At 71.9% G+C, this 15957-nt stretch carries 14 protein-coding genes; 5 read left to right on the forward strand and 9 right to left on the reverse strand.

The window, feature by feature from the left end; genetic code table 11:
* Positions 1–2: 2 nt before the first annotated feature.
* Positions 3–533, forward strand: coding sequence for an alkyl hydroperoxide reductase (locus tag ACWD4U_RS12740; protein ID WP_363451816.1), 531 nt, complete (start codon positions 3–5; stop codon positions 531–533).
* Between the two features lie 58 nt (positions 534–591).
* Here the strand turns inward: ACWD4U_RS12740 and ACWD4U_RS12745 are convergent, their stop codons facing one another.
* From ACWD4U_RS12745 to ACWD4U_RS12760, 4 genes are all read right to left on the reverse strand, one after another.
* Positions 592–2046: an AI-2E family transporter gene (locus tag ACWD4U_RS12745; protein WP_363451818.1), complete on the reverse strand. Its 1455-nt coding sequence runs from the start codon at positions 2044–2046 to the stop codon at positions 592–594.
* Between the two features lie 402 nt (positions 2047–2448).
* Positions 2449–3123, reverse strand: a complete 675-nt coding sequence (locus ACWD4U_RS12750) for an aggregation-promoting factor C-terminal-like domain-containing protein (protein ID WP_363451820.1) — start codon at positions 3121–3123, stop codon at positions 2449–2451.
* 403 nt (positions 3124–3526) lie between these two features.
* A complete protein-coding gene (locus ACWD4U_RS12755; protein WP_363451822.1) occupies positions 3527–4861 on the reverse strand; it encodes a PhoH family protein in 1335 nt (444 codons plus the stop codon).
* A 199-nt stretch (positions 4862–5060) separates the two neighbouring features.
* Complete coding sequence (locus ACWD4U_RS12760; protein WP_363451824.1) at positions 5061–5855, reverse strand: isoprenyl transferase; 795 nt, start codon at positions 5853–5855, stop codon at positions 5061–5063.
* A gap of 359 nt (positions 5856–6214) precedes the next feature.
* Between ACWD4U_RS12760 and ACWD4U_RS12765 the strand changes: the two genes are divergently transcribed.
* On the forward strand, positions 6215–7816 hold the full coding sequence (locus ACWD4U_RS12765) for a chitinase (RefSeq protein ID WP_363451827.1): 1602 nt from the start codon (positions 6215–6217) through the stop codon (positions 7814–7816).
* 109 nt (positions 7817–7925) lie between these two features.
* Here ACWD4U_RS12765 and ACWD4U_RS12770 read toward each other — a convergent pair whose 3' ends face one another.
* Positions 7926–8582, reverse strand: a complete 657-nt coding sequence (locus ACWD4U_RS12770) for a prepilin peptidase (RefSeq protein WP_363451829.1) — start codon at positions 8580–8582, stop codon at positions 7926–7928.
* A gap of 117 nt (positions 8583–8699) precedes the next feature.
* Between ACWD4U_RS12770 and ACWD4U_RS12775 the strand changes: the two genes are divergently transcribed.
* Positions 8700–9914, forward strand: coding sequence for a pyridoxal phosphate-dependent aminotransferase (locus ACWD4U_RS12775; protein ID WP_363451831.1), 1215 nt, complete (start codon positions 8700–8702; stop codon positions 9912–9914).
* A gap of 111 nt (positions 9915–10025) precedes the next feature.
* Here the strand turns inward: ACWD4U_RS12775 and ACWD4U_RS12780 are convergent, their stop codons facing one another.
* Positions 10026–11852 (reverse strand): phosphoenolpyruvate carboxykinase (GTP), encoded by a 1827-nt coding sequence (locus ACWD4U_RS12780; RefSeq protein ID WP_363451833.1) that lies wholly within the window; start codon positions 11850–11852, stop codon positions 10026–10028.
* A gap of 263 nt (positions 11853–12115) precedes the next feature.
* Between ACWD4U_RS12780 and trhA the strand changes: the two genes are divergently transcribed.
* The gene (trhA, locus tag ACWD4U_RS12785) at positions 12116–12781 is read left to right on the forward strand and encodes a PAQR family membrane homeostasis protein TrhA (RefSeq protein WP_363451835.1); all 666 of its coding nucleotides are present in this window, start codon (positions 12116–12118) and stop codon (positions 12779–12781) included.
* Between the two features lie 11 nt (positions 12782–12792).
* Here the strand turns inward: trhA and ACWD4U_RS12790 are convergent, their stop codons facing one another.
* The 3 genes from ACWD4U_RS12790 to ACWD4U_RS12800 all read right to left on the reverse strand — a co-directional run bounded on the left by ACWD4U_RS12790 (position 12793) and on the right by ACWD4U_RS12800 (position 14780).
* Positions 12793–13059, reverse strand: coding sequence for a hypothetical protein (locus tag ACWD4U_RS12790; protein WP_363451837.1), 267 nt, complete (start codon positions 13057–13059; stop codon positions 12793–12795).
* Positions 13060–13290: 231 nt separating this feature from the next.
* Positions 13291–14097 carry a hypothetical protein gene (locus tag ACWD4U_RS12795; RefSeq protein ID WP_363451839.1) on the reverse strand — a complete coding sequence of 269 codons (807 nt, stop codon included), beginning with the start codon at positions 14095–14097 and terminating at the stop codon, positions 13291–13293.
* Positions 14098–14108: 11 nt separating this feature from the next.
* Entirely contained in the window at positions 14109–14780 is a 672-nt protein-coding gene (locus ACWD4U_RS12800) for a papain-like cysteine protease family protein (protein WP_363451841.1), read from the reverse strand.
* A gap of 236 nt (positions 14781–15016) precedes the next feature.
* On the opposite strand from ACWD4U_RS12800, the gene ACWD4U_RS12805 reads away from it, so the two are divergent.
* A complete protein-coding gene (locus ACWD4U_RS12805) occupies positions 15017–15949 on the forward strand; it encodes a hypothetical protein (protein WP_363451843.1) in 933 nt (310 codons plus the stop codon).
* The last annotated feature ends 8 nt before the right edge of the window (positions 15950–15957 follow it).

The raw sequence follows: 15957 nt of genomic DNA on the forward strand, positions 1-15957 counted from the left end.
CGATGGCCCTCGACGAACTCAAGGCCGCGCTGCCGGACTACGCCAAGGACCTCAAGCTCAACCTCGGCTCGGTGATCGGCAACTCCGACCTCCCCGAGCAGCAGCTCTGGGGCACCGTGCTGGCCTGCGCGATGGCCACCCGCTCGCCGATCGTCCTGCGCGAGCTGGAGCCCGAGGCCCGGTCGTACCTGAAGCCCGAGGCCTACGAGGCCGCGAAGGGCGCGGCCGCGATCATGGCGATGAACAACGTCTACTACCGGACGCTGCACCTGCTCTCCGACAAGGAGTACGGGACGATGCGGGCCGGTCTGCGGATGAACATCATCGGCAACCCGGGCGTCGACAAGGTCGACTTCGAGCTGTGGTGCTTCGCGGTCTCCGCGATCAACGGCTGCGGCCAGTGCCTGGACTCCCACGAGGGCGTCCTGCGCAAGGCCGGCGTCGACCGCGAGGTCATCCAGGCGTCGGTGAAGATCGCCGCCACCGTCCAGGCCGTCGCCGCGGTGCTGGACGCCGAGGCCCAGCTGGCCTGACGTACCGAAAGGTCCGCCCCGGGGAGAACTCGTCCCCGCGGGCGGACCTTTCGCGTGTTCAGGCGGACTGGTGGTGGCGGGCCTCCTCGATGGCCTCGAAGACCTCCTGGCCCGCGGCGTTGCGGCGGCGCAGGTGGCCGACCACGGTGTTGGTGACGGCGATCAGCGGGACGGCGACGATCGCGCCGGCGATGCCGCCGATGATCGACCCGGCGGCGACGCCGAGCACCACGCCGAGCGGGTGGACCCGCACCGCGCGGCCGAGGATGAGCGGCTGCAGCACGTGGCCCTCGATCTGCTGGACGGCGACCAGGACGACCAGCACCATCAGCGCGGTGAACGGCCCGACGGTGACCAGCGCGATCAGGACCGCGATCGCGCCGGTGACCAGCGCGCCGACCAGCGGGACGAACGCCCCCAGGAAGATGATCACCGCGAGCGGCATGGCCAGCGGCACGCCGAGCAGTTCGATGCCGATGCCGATGCACAGCGCGTCGATGAAGGCGACGGCGACGGTGCCGCGGACGTAGGCGGTCAGGGTCGCCCAGGCCTTGGGTCCGGCGCCGGCCATCGCGTAGCGGGAGTGCCGGGGCAGGCCGCGCAGCACCCAGGACCAGACCCGGGCGCCGTCGTAGAGCAGGAAGAAGGTGGTGAAGGCGGTGAGCACCACCCCGGTGAGCAGTTCGACGGCGATGGTGACGCCGGTGAAGCCGGCCGAGGTGAGCTGCTCGGAGTTGCTGCCGATGGCGGCGGTGATCTGGTTGGTGAAGTTGTCGATCTGATCCTGGGTCAGGTGGAACGGCCCGGTGACCAGCCAGTCGCGCAGCTGCCGGACACCCGCCTGCACCTTGCCGGTGACCGAGTCGAGGTTGCTGGAGACCTGCCAGACCACGAACCAGCCGACCAGTCCGATCCCGGCCACGCCGGAGAGGAAGGTGCCGGCGGCGGCCAGCGAGCGCGGCACGCGGTGGCGGCGCAGCCAGGAGACGGTGGGTTCGAGCAGCGCGGAGATCAGCAGCGCGGCGACCACCGCGAAGGCGACCAGGCGCAGGGTGTCGATGACCCGGAAGAGCACGTAGAGCGCGAAACCGAGCAGCAGCAGCCGCCAGGTGGACTCGGCGGCGACCCGCAGTACCCAGGGCACCGCCTCGACCGGGTTGGCGGGGCGGCCGAGCGGGGCGGCGCCGGCCGGGTGGTCGCCGGGCGGCGGGGTGCGCGGCGAGGGGACGGTGTCGCTGTCGGCCCGCACGGCCGCTCCTTCGTGCTGCTCGGCGGCGGTGGGGGCCGCCGGTCGGCCGGTGTGTTCGGCGAGTTGACGGGCCGTCTGCTCGGCGGTGCGCCGGGCGGCGCGTTCGGCGGCGAGCTCCACGGCCTGCTCGGTGGCCAGGACGTGCGCCTCGGCGCTGATCGCCGCGCGGCGGCGGCGTTCGGCGGCGGCGAACAGGCCGGCCGCCAGGGCGCCGACCTTGGCCAGTCCGCGCCAGCGGGGTGTGCCCCGCGAGTCCTCCGTCACTGCCCCGCTCCCCCGTCGTGCTTCCCGTGCGGCCGCGGTCGGCGGCCGTCGGTACGACGCTACCTGCCGGGTGCGGGGGTGGTGGCGGGGGCCCGGAACTACGTTCGCGGACAATCCGTGCGAATCGGGGGGAAGCGGTGGGTTTCGCCCGGTTCGGGAGCGGGAAGGGGCCGAATGCAGACCGGACCTTCTGTCCGCGGACCGGCCGGGAGCGGAGGAACCAGGACCCACTCCGCTTCCCCGCGTCCGCACCGGACCGCGCCGCCCGCGAGCGCACTGGTCAGCGCCGCCCGGGCGGAGCGGCCCGCACCGTGGCCGCTGTCTCGCGGCAGCACGAAGGGCCCCGTCCTCCGCGTGGAGGACGGGGCCCTTCGGCATGGCTGCCGCGGCGCGACCCGCGGCCTAGTACCAGCTGTGGGCCTGCCAGAACGACCAGGCACCGCAGGGGCTGCCGTAGCGGCTGTTCATGTAGCTGAGGCCCCACTTGATCTGGGTGGCGGGGTTGGTGCGCCAGTCCGCGCCGGCCGAGGCCATCTTGGAACCCGGCAGCGCCTGGACCAGGCCGTAGGCGCCGGAGGAGGCGTTGGTGGCGGTGTAGTCCCAGCCGCTCTCGCGCTTGACGATCTGGCTGAAGCACTGGAACTGGTTGGCGTCGCCGATGATCTGCAGCGCCATGTCCTGGACCGAACCCGGGCTGACCGTGGCGAGCACGCTGCGGGCGGCGGAGCGGTTGGCCTCTTCCTTCTGCCGCTTGTCCGCCTCGGCCTTGGCCGCCTTGTCCGCGTCGGCCTTCGCCTGGGCGTCGGCCGCGGCCTTCTGCCGGGCAGCCTCCTCCGCAGCCTTCTTGTTGGCCGCGTCGGCGGAGATCTGCTGGGCGTTCGCCTGGCGGCTGATGCCGTCGCTGACGTTCTGGGCCTGGGCACCCGTGGGCGCGTCGGCGAGCAGGGTGGCGCTCGCGACGTCGACCGTCTGCACGGTCTTGCCCTCGCTGCCCGAGGCCGCACCCACGACTGCACCGACGGCGGTCACCGCGGTGGCGGAGGCGACAGCGACTCCCCGGACCGAGATCCGAGTCACATGGTTTCCTTCCAGCGTCGCCCGGCCATGACCGTTCGGGCGCAATCTGCCCCTGGCACTGGCCTCCGTCCTGCTCGGTCACGGGAGGCGCGGGCTCGTCCGTCTCCCCGGGGCGGGCCCGGAGGGGCGGTCTCGTCGAGCGGCGTACGGCCTTTCGGTGTTCAGTTTTCCGCCCGCCGACCGAAGTTGCCGGGCGTGAATGCCGTACGCGGGGCCTGACAGAACCCTCACCATGCCGCACGCGAGTGTGTCTACGCAATTCCCTTGGCCGTGGCAGATCTCACAGACCTGCCCGACCTGGCCGTTTGGTGGACGAACCGTCGATGGGATGTCAGTTCGACTGACAGCAAAGGGGCCTGACGCCGCACGTCAGGCCCCTTTGCCCCGGTGTGTCCGGTTATGCCTAGGGCTGGATGTCCTCGAGCATCTCGGTCACCAGTGCGGCGATCGGCGAACGCTCCGACCGCGTCAGGGTGATGTGCGCGAACAGCGGATGCCCCTTCAGCTTCTCCACCACCGCGACCACGCCGTCGTACCGGCCGACCCGCAGGTTGTCCCGCTGGGCGACGTCGTGGGTCAGCACCACCCGCGAGTTCTGGCCGATCCGGGAGAGCACGGTGAGCAGCACGTTGCGCTCCAGCGACTGCGCCTCGTCCACGATCACGAAGGCGTCGTGCAGCGAGCGCCCGCGGATGTGGGTGAGCGGCAGGACCTCCAGCATGCCCCGGGAGATGACCTCCTCGATCACGTCCTGGGTGGTCACCGCGGAGAGCGTGTCGAAGACCGCCTGCGCCCACGGGCCCATCTTCTCGGCCTCGGAGCCGGGCAGGTAGCCGAGCTCCTGGCCGCCCACCGCGTACAGCGGACGGAAGACCATCACCTTGCGGTGCTGGCGGCGCTCCAGGACGGCCTCCAGGCCCGCGCACAGGGCGAGCGCCGACTTGCCGGTGCCGGCCCGGCCGCCCATCGAGATGATCCCCACCTCGGGGTCGAGCAACAGGTCGAGGGCGACCCGCTGTTCGGCGCTGCGCCCGCGGAGCCCGAACGCCTCGCGGTCGCCGCGCACCAGCCGGACCCGGCCGTCGGAGGTGACCCGGCCGAGCGCGCGGCCGCGCTCGGAGTGCAGCACCAGGCCGGTGTGGACCGGGAGTTGCTCGGCGCCCTCGATGTCGAGGGCGGAGTCGTGGGCGGCCCCGAAGAGCGCGTCGACCCGGTCGGCGGGCACGTGCAGCTCGGTCATCCCGGTCCAGCCGGAGGTGATCGCCAGCTCGGCCCGGTACTCCTCGGCCAGCAGGCCCACCGAACTCGCCTTGATCCGCAGCGGCAGGTCCTTGGAGACGACGGTGACGTCGTAGCCCTCCGCCTGCAGGTTGCGGGCGACCGCGAGGATCCTGGTGTCCGCCTCGCCGCCGCCGGCCCGGTAGCCGGCCGGGAGGATCGAGGTGTCGGAGTGGTTCAGCTCGACCCGGATGGTGCCCCCCAGCTCGCCGACCGGGATCGGCTCGTCCAGGCGCCCGAAGCGGACCCGGAAGTCGTCCAGCAGGCGCAGCGCCTGGCGGGCGAAGTAGCCGAGTTCCGGGTGGTGTCGCTTGGCCTCCAGCTCGGTCACGACGACCACCGGGAGGACCACCTCGTGTTCCTCGAAACGGCTCATCGCGAGAGGGTCGGCCAGGAGAACGCTGGTGTCGAGGACGTACGTGCGCCGGTCAGGTGTCCGGCGGCTCTTGGAACTGACCACTAGCCCTCCTGAGCGGGTGACCCGACGTCACCCGCGGCCCACCGGTCCCCGCGACCCCGGTGGTCGGGGTACCGGTCTGGTTCGAGTATTCCCAGGCGAGCGGTGGTGCATTCGCGCCGGAGCGAACCTCGGGATCACAACTGGTGAACGTTTTCCCACCAGTCCCACGGGTATGGGGGCCTGACCGGAGGTCAGTGCGTCACAGGCCCATGCGGCGGTTGCGCAGCTGGAAGTCGCGCAGCGCCCGCAGGAAGTCGACCTTGCGGAAGGCCGGCCAGTAGGCCTCGCAGAAGTAGAACTCGCTGTGCGCGGACTGCCAGAGCAGGAAGCCGGACAGCCGCTGCTCGCCGGAGGTGCGGATCACCAGGTCGGGGTCGGGCTGGCCCTTGGTGTAGAGGTGCTCGGCGATGTGCTCGACGTCGAGGATCTCGGCCAGCTCCTCGATCGAGGTGCCGCGGCCGGCGTGCTCCTGCAGCAGCGAGCGGACGGCGTCGGCGATCTCCCGCCGGCCGCCGTAGCCGATCGCCACGTTCACGGTGACGCCGTCGATGTGCGCGGTGGTCTGGGCGGCCTGCTTGAGCACCTCGGCGGTGTGGCCGGGCAGCAGGTCGAGCGCGCCGACCGGGTTGACCTTCCAGCGGCCGGCGTCGACCAGGCCCTGCACCGCGTCCTCGATGATGCCGAGCAGCGGCACCAGCTCCTCGGCGGGCCGGGAGAGGTTGTCGGTGGAGAGCATCCACAGCGTGACCACCCGGACGCCGGTCTCCTCGCACCAGCCGAGGAACTCGCTGATCTTGTCGGCGCCGCGCTGGTGGCCGTAGGCGGTGGTGTTGCCGGCCGCCTTGGCCCAGCGGCGGTTGCCGTCCAGGATCACCCCGATGTGGTGCGGGGTGTTGGCCAGGTGCACCTCGACCCGGCGCCCGTACAGCCGGTAGGCGTTGTCCAGCAGGGAGCGCAGCCCCGGCGTGCGCTCCACCACATCGCGCAGACCCATGTTGTACGGCCCCTCCGTGCTGTTTGCTCCGGGTGCGAAATCCCAGCGCAGCCTACTCCGCTCGGCTTTACGCCCCGCAAAACCGCAGGTACCGGTCTTGTCACAGTGCGCGCACGGCGACGGATACGGAACGGTCTCCGATTCCTTAAACGCTCCCTAAACCGGATTCCGGGTCTTGACGCTTGCCATTGGTCTAGTCCAGCGTGTGGTCAGCACCACAGCGGACCCTCCCCCACAGCGGAGCCGCCGCGACCCCCACCGCGGCGGCTCCTTCCCCCAGCGTGTTCCTGCGTCCCCGCGTCCCCGCGTGCGTGTCCTGCGTGTTCTCCCACACCCCCACTCCTGCACTGGAGCCTGTCATGGCCCGTACCCTGCAGCAGCCGTCCCACCGGCGCCGCAACAAGATCCCCGCGGTCCTCGCCTCCACCACCGCGCTCGCCCTGGCCGGCGCCGGCCTCGCCCTGACGGCGGGCGGCGCCAACGCCGCGGTCGGCAACCTGGTCTCCAACGGCGGCTTCGAGTCCGGCCTCTCCGGCTGGACCTGCACCGGGACCACCTCCACGGTCTCCTCCCCGGTGCACTCCGGCACCGGCGCGCTGGCCGCCACCCCGGGCGCCGCGGACACCGCCGAGTGCACCCAGACCGTCTCGGTGCTCCCCAACACCGCCTACACGCTGAACGGTTGGGTGCAGGGCCCGTACGTCTACCTGGGCGCCCGCGGCACCGGCGGCACCGACCCGTCCACCTGGTCGGCGCAGAGCGCCTGGAACCAGCTGAACACCTCCTTCACCACCGGCGCGTCCACCACCAGCGTCACCCTCTACGTGCACGGCTGGTACGGCCAGGCCACCTACAACGCGGACGACATCCAGCTGATCGGCCCCGGCGGCACCGCCTCGCCGACCCCGTCGGCCTCCGCCACCTCCGCCTCGCCGACCGCGTCCGCGTCGCCGACCAAGAGCGCCTCCCCGTCGGCCTCGCCGACCCAGAGCGCCTCGCCCTCGGCGTCCGCGTCCAGCTCGCCCAGCCCCTCCGGCTCGGCGACCACCACACCGCCCAACACCGGCCTGCCGAAGCACGCGGTGACCGGCTACTGGCAGAACTTCGACAACAACTCCACGGTGCAGAAGCTCGGCGACGTGCAGTCCGCGTACGACATCATCGCGGTCTCCTTCGCCGACGCGACCACCACCCAGGGCGCGATCTCCTTCACCCTGGACCCGGCGCTCGCCAGCAAGCTCGGCGGCTACACCGACGCCCAGTTCAAGGCCGACATCGCCGCCAAGCACGCGGCCGGCAAGAAGGTCGTCCTCTCCATCGGCGGCCAGAACGGCGCCATCTCGGTCGGCAACGCGACCGCGGCCACCAACTTCGCCAACTCGGCCTACAGCCTGATCCAGCAGTACGGCTTCGACGGCATCGACGTCGACCTGGAGAACGGCGTCGACCCGACGTACATGTCGCAGGCCCTGCATTCGCTGCAGTCCAAGGTCGGCTCGGGCTTCATCCTGACCATGGCCCCCGAGACCATCGGGATGTACTCCACCGCCGGCGCCTACTTCCAGCTGGCGCTGAACACCAAGGACATCCTGACCGTCGTCAACACCCAGTTCTACAACTCGGGCGGCATGAACGGCTGCGACGGCAAGGTCTACAACCAGGGCACCATCGACTTCATCACCGCGCAGATCTGCACCCACATCCAGGGCGGCCTGCGTCCCGACCAGGTCGGCATCGGTGTCCCGGCCTCCACCAAGGCGGCGGGCGGCGGCTACGTCAGCTCCACCGTGGTGAACAACGCGCTGGACTGCCTGGCCACCGGCAACCACTGCGGCAGCTTCGTCCCGCCGGCCAAGTGGCCGACCATCCGCGGCGCGATGACCTGGTCCACCAACTGGGACGCCAACAACGGCAACGACTTCTCCAACAACGTCGGCGCCTTCGTCCACAACATGCCGTAACACCTGCCTGTGCACCACCCCTCGAGGGTGGGGTCGGTGCACACCGAGGGGCCCGCCGTACCGCTGGGGTACGGCGGGCCCCGCCCATTCCCGGCGCGCCACCGGACCGTCAGACCAGGGCCAGCAGCGTGCCCAGCAGCATCGCCGGGCCGAAGGCAAGCTCGGTGGAGCGCCCCGCCCCGCGGGCGACCAGCAGCAGCACCGCCCACAGCGCCGCGGCCACCCACATATAGAGGACAGCGGCGTACAGCGCCGACCAGCCCAGCAGGCCCAGCACCGCACCCAGCGACGGCGCCAGCTTGGCATCGCCCAGGCCGACCGGGGCGAACAGCGCCAGCAGCCAGAACAGCAGCCCGAGGACGCCCGCCGCCAGGACGCACCGCAGCAGCGCCGCCGGCCGGTGGTCGGCCAGCGGCAGCAGCACCGCCGTCCCGGCCAGCAGCGGCAGGGTCAGCGCGTCCGGCAGCCGGTGCACCGCGCCGTCCACGAAGGCCAGCACCACCCCGAACAGCGCCAGCCACACCAGCACCGGCAGCCGCCCGGGCGGCTGGGTCGCGGCCAGCGCCGCGCCCACCGCGGCCGCCGTCAGCTCCACCGAGCCCGGCAGCGGCCCGAACCGCTCCCCGCAGCGCCCGCACCGGCCGTCCGGCCGCACCGGGCACGCCCGCCACGGCTCGCCGTACGGCACCGCGTAGCGCACCACCGCGATCCGCAGCAGCGGCCCCGCGGCCAGTCCCAGCAGCGCCCCGATCATCCAGTCCGGCATCCGGCCCTCCCCTGACGGTCCGCCGCGACCCTATCCCCGCAGGTCGTTCGGCCGTCCGTGTCCAGGTGGCGAACACCACGCCGGAAACCCCGTAACAGCGCCGTAAAGTAGGCGGGTATGCAGGTCATCCAGTCCAGCAAGCTCGCCAATGTCTGCTACGACATTCGCGGTCCGGTGCTCGACGAGGCGATGCGGCTGGAGGACCAGGGCCACCGCATCCTCAAGCTCAACACCGGCAATCCCGCCGCGTTCGGCTTCGAGGCCCCGCCCGAGATCCTCCAGGACATCCTCCGCAACCTCGCCAGCGCCCACGGCTACGGCGACTCCAAGGGCCTGCTCGCCGCCCGCCGCGCCGTCGTCATGCACTACGAGGAGCGCGGACTGCACGGCCTCTCGGTGGAGGACGTCTACCTGGGCAACGGCGTCTCCGAGCTGATCCAGCTCGCCATGACGGCCCTGCTCGACGACGGCGACGAGGTGCTCGTCCCGGCCCCCGACTACCCGCTGTGGACCGCCTCGGTCTCGCTGGCCGGCGGCACCGCGGTGCACTACCGCTGCGACGAGCAGGCCGAGTGGTACCCGGACCTCGCCGACATCGCCGCCAAGATCACCGACCGCACCCGGGCGATCGTGGTGATCAACCCGAACAACCCGACCGGCGCGGTCTACCCCCGCGAGGTCCTCGAAGGCATCGTCGAACTCGCCCGCGCGCACAAGCTGGTGGTCTACGCCGACGAGATCTACGACAAGATCCTCTACGACGGCGTCGAGCACGTCCCGCTCGCCACCCTCGCCCCCGACCTGTTCTGCGTCACCTTCAACGGCATGTCCAAGTCGTACCGGGTGGCCGGCTTCCGCAGCGGCTGGATGGTGCTCTCCGGCGACCGGCAGCGCGCCCGCTCCTACATCGAGGGCCTCAACGTCCTGGCCTCGATGCGGCTGTGCGCCAACATGCCCGCCCAGCACGCGGTCGCCGCCGCGCTCGGCGGCCGGCAGTCGATCCGCGACCTGATCCTCCCCGGCGGTCGGCTCCTCGCCTCCCGGGACGCCGCGTACAAGCTGCTCAACGACATCCCCGGCGTCTCCTGCGTCAAGCCCAAGGGCGCGCTGTACGCGTTCCCGCGGCTCGACCCGCAGGTCTTCAAGATCAAGGACGACGCGCAGATGGTCCTCGACCTGCTGCGCTCCCAGCGGATCCTGATCGTCCAGGGCACCGGCTTCAACTGGCCCGACCCCGACCACTTCCGCCTGGTCACCCTCCCCCGCCCCGAGGAGATCACCGACGCCGTCACCCGCATCGGCGACTTCCTCTCGGGCTACGCCCAGCCGTAGCGCGACCCGACAGGGGCGCGGGGAACTGCGCGAGCGACCCGGAACGCACAGGATCCGCCCGACGAGGGAACTCCCCTCCTCGGGCGGATCCGGCTGTGCGTCGACCCGGCGTCAGCCCAGTCGCTTGACCAGGGCGCGGTACTCGTCCCAGAGCTCGGTGGGCGTGTGCTCGCCGAAGGTCTCCAGGTGGGCCGGGACCAGCGCGGCCTCCTGGCGCCAGATCTCGTTGTCGACCGAGAACAGCAGCTCCAGGTCGGCGGCGGACAGGTCCAGCCCGTCCAGGTCGAAGCCCTCGACCGTCGGCAGCACGCCGATCGGGGTCTCGACGCCCTCGCCGGTACCCTCCAGGCGCTCGACGACCCACTTCAGCACGCGGCTGTTCTCGCCGTAGCCCGGCCAGACGAACTTGCCGTCGGCGTTCTTCCGGAACCAGTTGACGTAGTAGATCTTCGGGAGCTTGGCGGCGTCCGCCGCGGCGCCGACCTTCAGCCAGTGCGCGAAGTAGTCGCCCATGTTGTAGCCGCAGAACGGCAGCATCGCGAACGGGTCGCGGCGCAGCTCGCCGACGGTGCCCTCGGCGGCGGCGGTCTTCTCGGAGGCGATGTTCGCCCCGAGGAAGACGCCGTGCTGCCAGTCGAAGGACTCGGTGACCAGCGGGACGGCGGTGGCCCGGCGGCCGCCGAACAGGATCGCCGAGATCGGGACGCCGGCCGGGTCCTCCCACTCGGGGGCGATGGTCGGGCACTGCGCGGCCGGGACGGCGAACCGCGCGTTGGGGTGGGCGGCGGGGGTGCCGGACGCGGGCGTCCAGTCGTTGCCGCGCCAGTCGGTGAGGTGCGCGGGCGCGTCCTCGGTGAGGCCCTCCCACCAGACGTCGCCGTCGTCGGTGAGCGCGACGTTGGTGAAGACGGTGTTGCCCCACAGGGTCTTGATGGCGTTGGCGTTGGTGTCCTCGCCGGTGCCGGGCGCGACGCCGAAGAAGCCGGCCTCGGGGTTGATCGCGTAGAGGCGGCCGTCCGCGCCGAACCGCATCCAGGCGATGTCGTCGCCGATGGTCTCCACCTTCCAGCCGGGGACGGTCGGCTGGAGCATGGCGAGGTTGGTCTTGCCGCAGGCGGACGGGAAGGCCGCGGCGACGTACTTGGCCTCGCCGCTGGGCGGGGTGAGCTTGAGGATCAGCATGTGCTCGGCCAGCCAGCCCTCGTCGCGGGCCATGGTGGAGGCGATCCGCAGCGCGTAGCACTTCTTGCCGAGCAGGGCGTTGCCGCCGTAGCCGGAGCCGAAGGACCAGATCTCCCGGGTCTCCGGGAAGTGCGAGATGTACTTGGTGGTGTTGCACGGCCAGGCGACGTCGGCCTCGCCCGCGGCGAGCGGGGCGCCGACGGTGTGCACGGCCTTGACGAAGTCGCCGTCCGCGCCGAGCTGGTCGAGCACGGCCTGGCCCATGCGGGTCATCACGCGCATCGAGACGGCGACGTACGCGGAGTCGGTGATCTCGACGCCGTACGCGGCGAGCGGGGAGCCGACCGGGCCCATCGAGAACGGCACCACGTACATGGTGCGGCCCTTCATCGCGCCGCGGAACAGGCCGTTCTCGCCGGCGAAGATGGCCCGCATCTCGGCGGGGGCCTTCCAGTGGTTGGTCGGGCCGGCGTCCTTCTCCTGCTCGGAGCAGATGAAGGTGCGGTCCTCGACCCGGGCCACGTCGGACGGGTCGGACGCGGCGTAGTAGGAGTTCGGCCGCTTGGTCTCGTCGAGCTTGGTGAAGGTGCCCTGGGCGACCAGCTGCTCGGCGAGGCGGTGGTACTCCTCCTCGGAGCCGTCACACCACACCACGCGGTCCGGCTGGGTCAGCTCGGCAATCTCGTCGACCCATTCCAGCAGGCGCTGGTGGCGGGTGGGCGCGGACTCGGCGAGCGCAGAGATCTGAGGCGACACGATCGCTCCGTTTCACACCATCTCGGCCAGGAGACGGCTTCGCGGGGGTTGAGGGTGGTTACACGGTAGACCCGCCGACACACCATCACTTCGTCAGATTGGCGTCATTGACGAGATCTTTACTCCACGACGTCGGAATTCATGGCCCGGAACCACCGGTTCCGGCGGGCGGCGAGACCTCTGTCACGCTCACCCTTTTGTCCAAACTGTCGAAACGTGAGGATTGCCACTTACTACGTGTCGGTAACCTACGGTTCCGTAAGATGCTGCGCATGACCGCCGAAGCCCCAGAGCTCGTCAAGCCCAAGTGGCGCGGCTGGCTGCACGCCGGGATGTTCCCGGCCGCCGTCGCCGCCGGAATCGTGTTGATCTGCCTCGCCGACTCGACGGCGGCCCGGATCGCCTGCGTCGTCTACTCGGTCAGCGCGTGGATGCTGTTCGGGGTGAGCGCGGTCTACCACCGCTTCACCTGGGGCCCCCGCGGCGAGGCGGTGCTGCGCCGGCTGGACCACGCGAACATCTTCCTGATCATCGCGGGCACGTACACGCCGTTCACCATGCTGCTGCTCAGCGGCGCGCGGCAGCAGGTACTGCTGTGGCTGGTGTGGGGCGGCGCGCTGGCCGGGATAGCGTTCCGGGTGTTCTGGGTCGGCGCCCCGCGCTGGCTCTACACGCCGTGCTACGTGGCGCTCGGCTGGGCGGCGGTGTTCTTCCTGCCGGACTTCCTGCACAAGGGGGGCCCGGCGGTCCTCACGCTGATCATCGTCGGCGGCGCGCTCTACACCGTGGGCGGGGTGATCTACGGCCTCAAGCGTCCGAACCCGTCACCGCGCTGGTTCGGCTTCCACGAGGTGTTCCACGCCTTCACCCTGGGCGCGTTCATCGTCCAGTACGTGGGCGTCTCGCTGGTGGCCTACACCGTGGCGTGACACCCCCGCGGTCACCGCACCGGCTGGACCTTGGCGTCCAGCCGCTCCCGGGCCCGACGGCAGCGCTCGCAGTGCGCCGCGTCGGGCCCTGCGCCTGCCACCCGCTGGTGGGCGCGGCCGCGGAAGCGGTAGGCGACCCAGCCCATCACGGCGGCCACCTCGAACGCGGAGATCACCCAGACCAGCCGGGCGCCGCCGATCAGGTACCCGGCTATCACGGCCAGTGCGGCCAGCACCGCCACCACACCGCTCCAGAACTGCGCCGTTCCGTACTCCATCGGCAAACCTCCCGCCGGCTGACAGGTCGTCAGAGAACTCCCCACCTAGAGTGACATGTCCAGCACGCTCCGAGGGCGAACGGGGGATCAACATCGCATCAACTCCAGTGGTCGGAGCCTGCACGGCCTACGCGCGTCACATCCGCCCGCACACGAAGCAGGGGGCTCCGGGGATACCGTCCGTGACCGGTACCCTCGGAGCCCCCGGCGGCCGCGCCGCCCGTTCGCGTACTACCTGCGGCGGCGCCGCAGGGCCAGCGCCGTGCCCGTCAGCGCGGTGACGCCGAGCGCGGCGCCCGCCGTGAGCAGCGGGGTCCGGTCGGCGCCGGCCGGGCCGGCGTCCGTCGCGAAGCCGCCGGCCCGGCCGGACCGGTCGTAGGCGGAGCCGGGCAGCTTGTCGCCGTAGCGCTGCTGGACCAGGTGCTGGTAGCCGGCGACGGTCAGGCCGTGCTCGCCCACCGAGCGGCGGGCCGCGTCGTCGAGCGGCAGGACCCGGCCGGCGCGCAACTCGTACCAGGCGTTGATCTGCGGTTCGCGGAAGGCGGTGCCGCCGTCGGCGGCGGCCCTGGCGGCGTAGTCGCTCTCGTCGCCGCCGGAGGCGATGTTGACCACCCGCCAGCTCCCGCCGGACTTGGCGGTCCACACCGAGGCGCTCCGGCCGTCCGCGGCGACGGCCTTGGTCGCGGTGAACTCCACCGTGGCGACCTCCGCCCCGGGCCGGCCGGCCACGAACCCGGCGTCCAGCGTGTACACCGGCACGGTCTCGCCGGTCAGCCGGGGCGCGGCGGCCGTCGCGGCGGCGGCCTCGTCGGCGGGGCTGAGCCCCAGCGGCTGGGTCGGCGGGACGCCCTTGCGGGCGAAGAAGTGCCCCAACTGGTCGAGGACGGCGGGGCTCTGGCCGGCCGACCGGGCCGCGGCCAGGTCGGCGGCGGTCGGCGCGGACGGGCTGTCGGCGGCCTGCGCGAGCGGCGCGGCGGCCAGGCCGAGCGCGGTGGCCGCGGCGAGGACGGCGGCGGCGCGGGCGAGTCGGTTGCTCATGACGGGGCTCCTCACGCGCCGATCCGGTACAGGGAGTGGGTCCAGGAGAACGAGCTGTTGCTCACGTAGTACCAGTAGTCGCCCCAGTTGTAGCGGTAGTCGGACGGCCACGGGTCGCCCCAGTACAGCCAGTTGTTGCCGGTGTCGTAGCCGTACAGCACGTTCATGTGGCCGCCGCCGGAGCTCCACTGGATCCGGGTCTCCACCGGCCGGCCGGCGTCGATCTCGCCCTGCACGGTGGTGTAGCGCAGGTACCCGGTGACGTACGAGCCGGGGTTGATCCCGATCCAGGACAGCCCGTTCTGCACGTCGCCCAGGGTGGCCTGGCTGTTCGGGCAGGTGGAGTTGATCGAGCGGCCGAACGCGGCGTTGCAGAACTGGTTCTGGCTGTAGGAGTAGCCGTAGTAGGTGGCGATGGTGTTGCCGCTCGCCGCCCAGCACCAGTTGGTCTGCTGCTGGGCCTGCATGGTGAGGTTGAGGATCCGCGAGGTGCCGCTGAGCGCGGGCGCCGCGGGGCCGGCGGCCGCTGCCTGGACGGCCGTGGGGGTGACCGTCCGGGCGGGGGCCTCCTGCGCGGGGGCGGCCTGGGCGGGGGCGGTGGCGGCGAGGCTCAGCGCCGGGGCGAGCACGCCGAGCGCCAGGGCGGCGACCGTCCGACGCAACCGCATCGGGGTGGATGGCATGGGGGTGTCCTCCTGCGAGGCGAGGAGTGGGTGTGGGGGCGGCGTCCGGACGCGCTGCGCACGAGCATCCGGCCTGCCCGACGGAGGGTCAACGTCCGTCTGTTTCACCGGTGTTGCGGTGTGAACGGCCGTCCGTCCGTGTGAACGGAACCGCCCTGGGCAGCGCGGATCTCGCCCGGACCGATGACAAGCGGCCGCGGAGATGTGAATATTCACGGTCAATCGAGGAGGTGGCCATGCAGCAGCCGTCCGCACCGCCCGAGCTCGCCCTCGCCCTGCGCACCGGGCCGTTCCACCTCGCGCTGCGGGCCGCGATCGCCGCCCGCGGCCTGGCCCTGCACCGGCTCCAGCAGCACCTGGCGCAGCGCGGCGTGCGGGTCGGCGTCACCAGCCTCAGCTACTGGCAGCAGGGCCACCGCCGTCCCGAACGCCCCGAGTCGCTCCGGGCCGTCGCGGTGCTGGAGAACGTCCTCGACCTGCCCGAGCACTCGCTCACCCGGCTGCTCGGCCCGCGCCGGGCGGGCCCCGACCCGGCGGCGCCCGCCGTCCGCCCGTACCGCGACCTGATCAGCCCCGCCGAGGCCGTCGACGGCCTGCTCGCCGTCCTCTCCGGCCCGCCCGACACCGGGCTGCACACCGTCGCCCACATCGAACGGATCCGGGTCGGCGCCGACCGCCGCCTGCTGCGCCGCGACTCCCAGCACGTGCTGCGCGCCCACCGCGACGGCATCGACCGCTACCTCGCCATCTACCAGGGCGATCCCGGCTCCGACATCGACCGGGTCCGGGTCCGGGCCGAGGAGAACTGCCGTCCGGGCCGGATCCGCCGCGACCCCGCGGCGCACCTGCTGGTCGCCGAACTCCTCCTCGACCGCCGGCTGCGCACCGGCGACACCCACCTGCTCGGCTACGGCTTCGACGAGTCGCCGGCCACCCAGCCCAGCCGCGAGTACGTCCGCGGCTTCAACGCGGGCGCCGGCCAGTACGTCCTCCAGGTCACCTTCGACCCCGCCGCCCTGCCGGTCCGCTGCGACCGGGTCACCCTCCGCACCCCGGGCCAGTCCCCGCTGGAGACCGAGGAGTTGACCCTCGACGGCCACCACTGCGCGCACCTCGTCGCCAGCGACCTGCCGCCCTGCATCCTGGGCCTGCGCTGGGACTGGGAGTGACCACGCGG

This window comes from Kitasatospora sp. NPDC002522, from assembly GCF_053595195.1.

What these genes read in the sequence shown, in the direction of transcription:
- trhA (WP_363451835.1), top strand. Translation starts at nt 12,116, where the DNA reads ATGCTGCGCATGACCGCCGAAGCCCCAGAGCTCGTCAAGCCCAAGTGG.
- ACWD4U_RS12760 (WP_363451824.1), bottom strand. Translation starts at nt 5,855, where the DNA reads ATGGGTCTGCGCGATGTGGTGGAGCGCACGCCGGGGCTGCGCTCCCTG.
- ACWD4U_RS12800 (WP_363451841.1), bottom strand. Translation starts at nt 14,780, where the DNA reads ATGCCATCCACCCCGATGCGGTTGCGTCGGACGGTCGCCGCCCTGGCG.
- ACWD4U_RS12775 (WP_363451831.1), top strand. Translation starts at nt 8,700, where the DNA reads ATGCAGGTCATCCAGTCCAGCAAGCTCGCCAATGTCTGCTACGACATT.
- ACWD4U_RS12740 (WP_363451816.1), top strand. Translation starts at nt 3, where the DNA reads ATGGCCCTCGACGAACTCAAGGCCGCGCTGCCGGACTACGCCAAGGAC.
- ACWD4U_RS12765 (WP_363451827.1), top strand. Translation starts at nt 6,215, where the DNA reads ATGGCCCGTACCCTGCAGCAGCCGTCCCACCGGCGCCGCAACAAGATC.
- ACWD4U_RS12805 (WP_363451843.1), top strand. Translation starts at nt 15,017, where the DNA reads ATGCAGCAGCCGTCCGCACCGCCCGAGCTCGCCCTCGCCCTGCGCACC.
- ACWD4U_RS12795 (WP_363451839.1), bottom strand. Translation starts at nt 14,097, where the DNA reads ATGAGCAACCGACTCGCCCGCGCCGCCGCCGTCCTCGCCGCGGCCACC.
- ACWD4U_RS12790 (WP_363451837.1), bottom strand. Translation starts at nt 13,059, where the DNA reads ATGGAGTACGGAACGGCGCAGTTCTGGAGCGGTGTGGTGGCGGTGCTG.
- ACWD4U_RS12770 (WP_363451829.1), bottom strand. Translation starts at nt 8,582, where the DNA reads ATGCCGGACTGGATGATCGGGGCGCTGCTGGGACTGGCCGCGGGGCCG.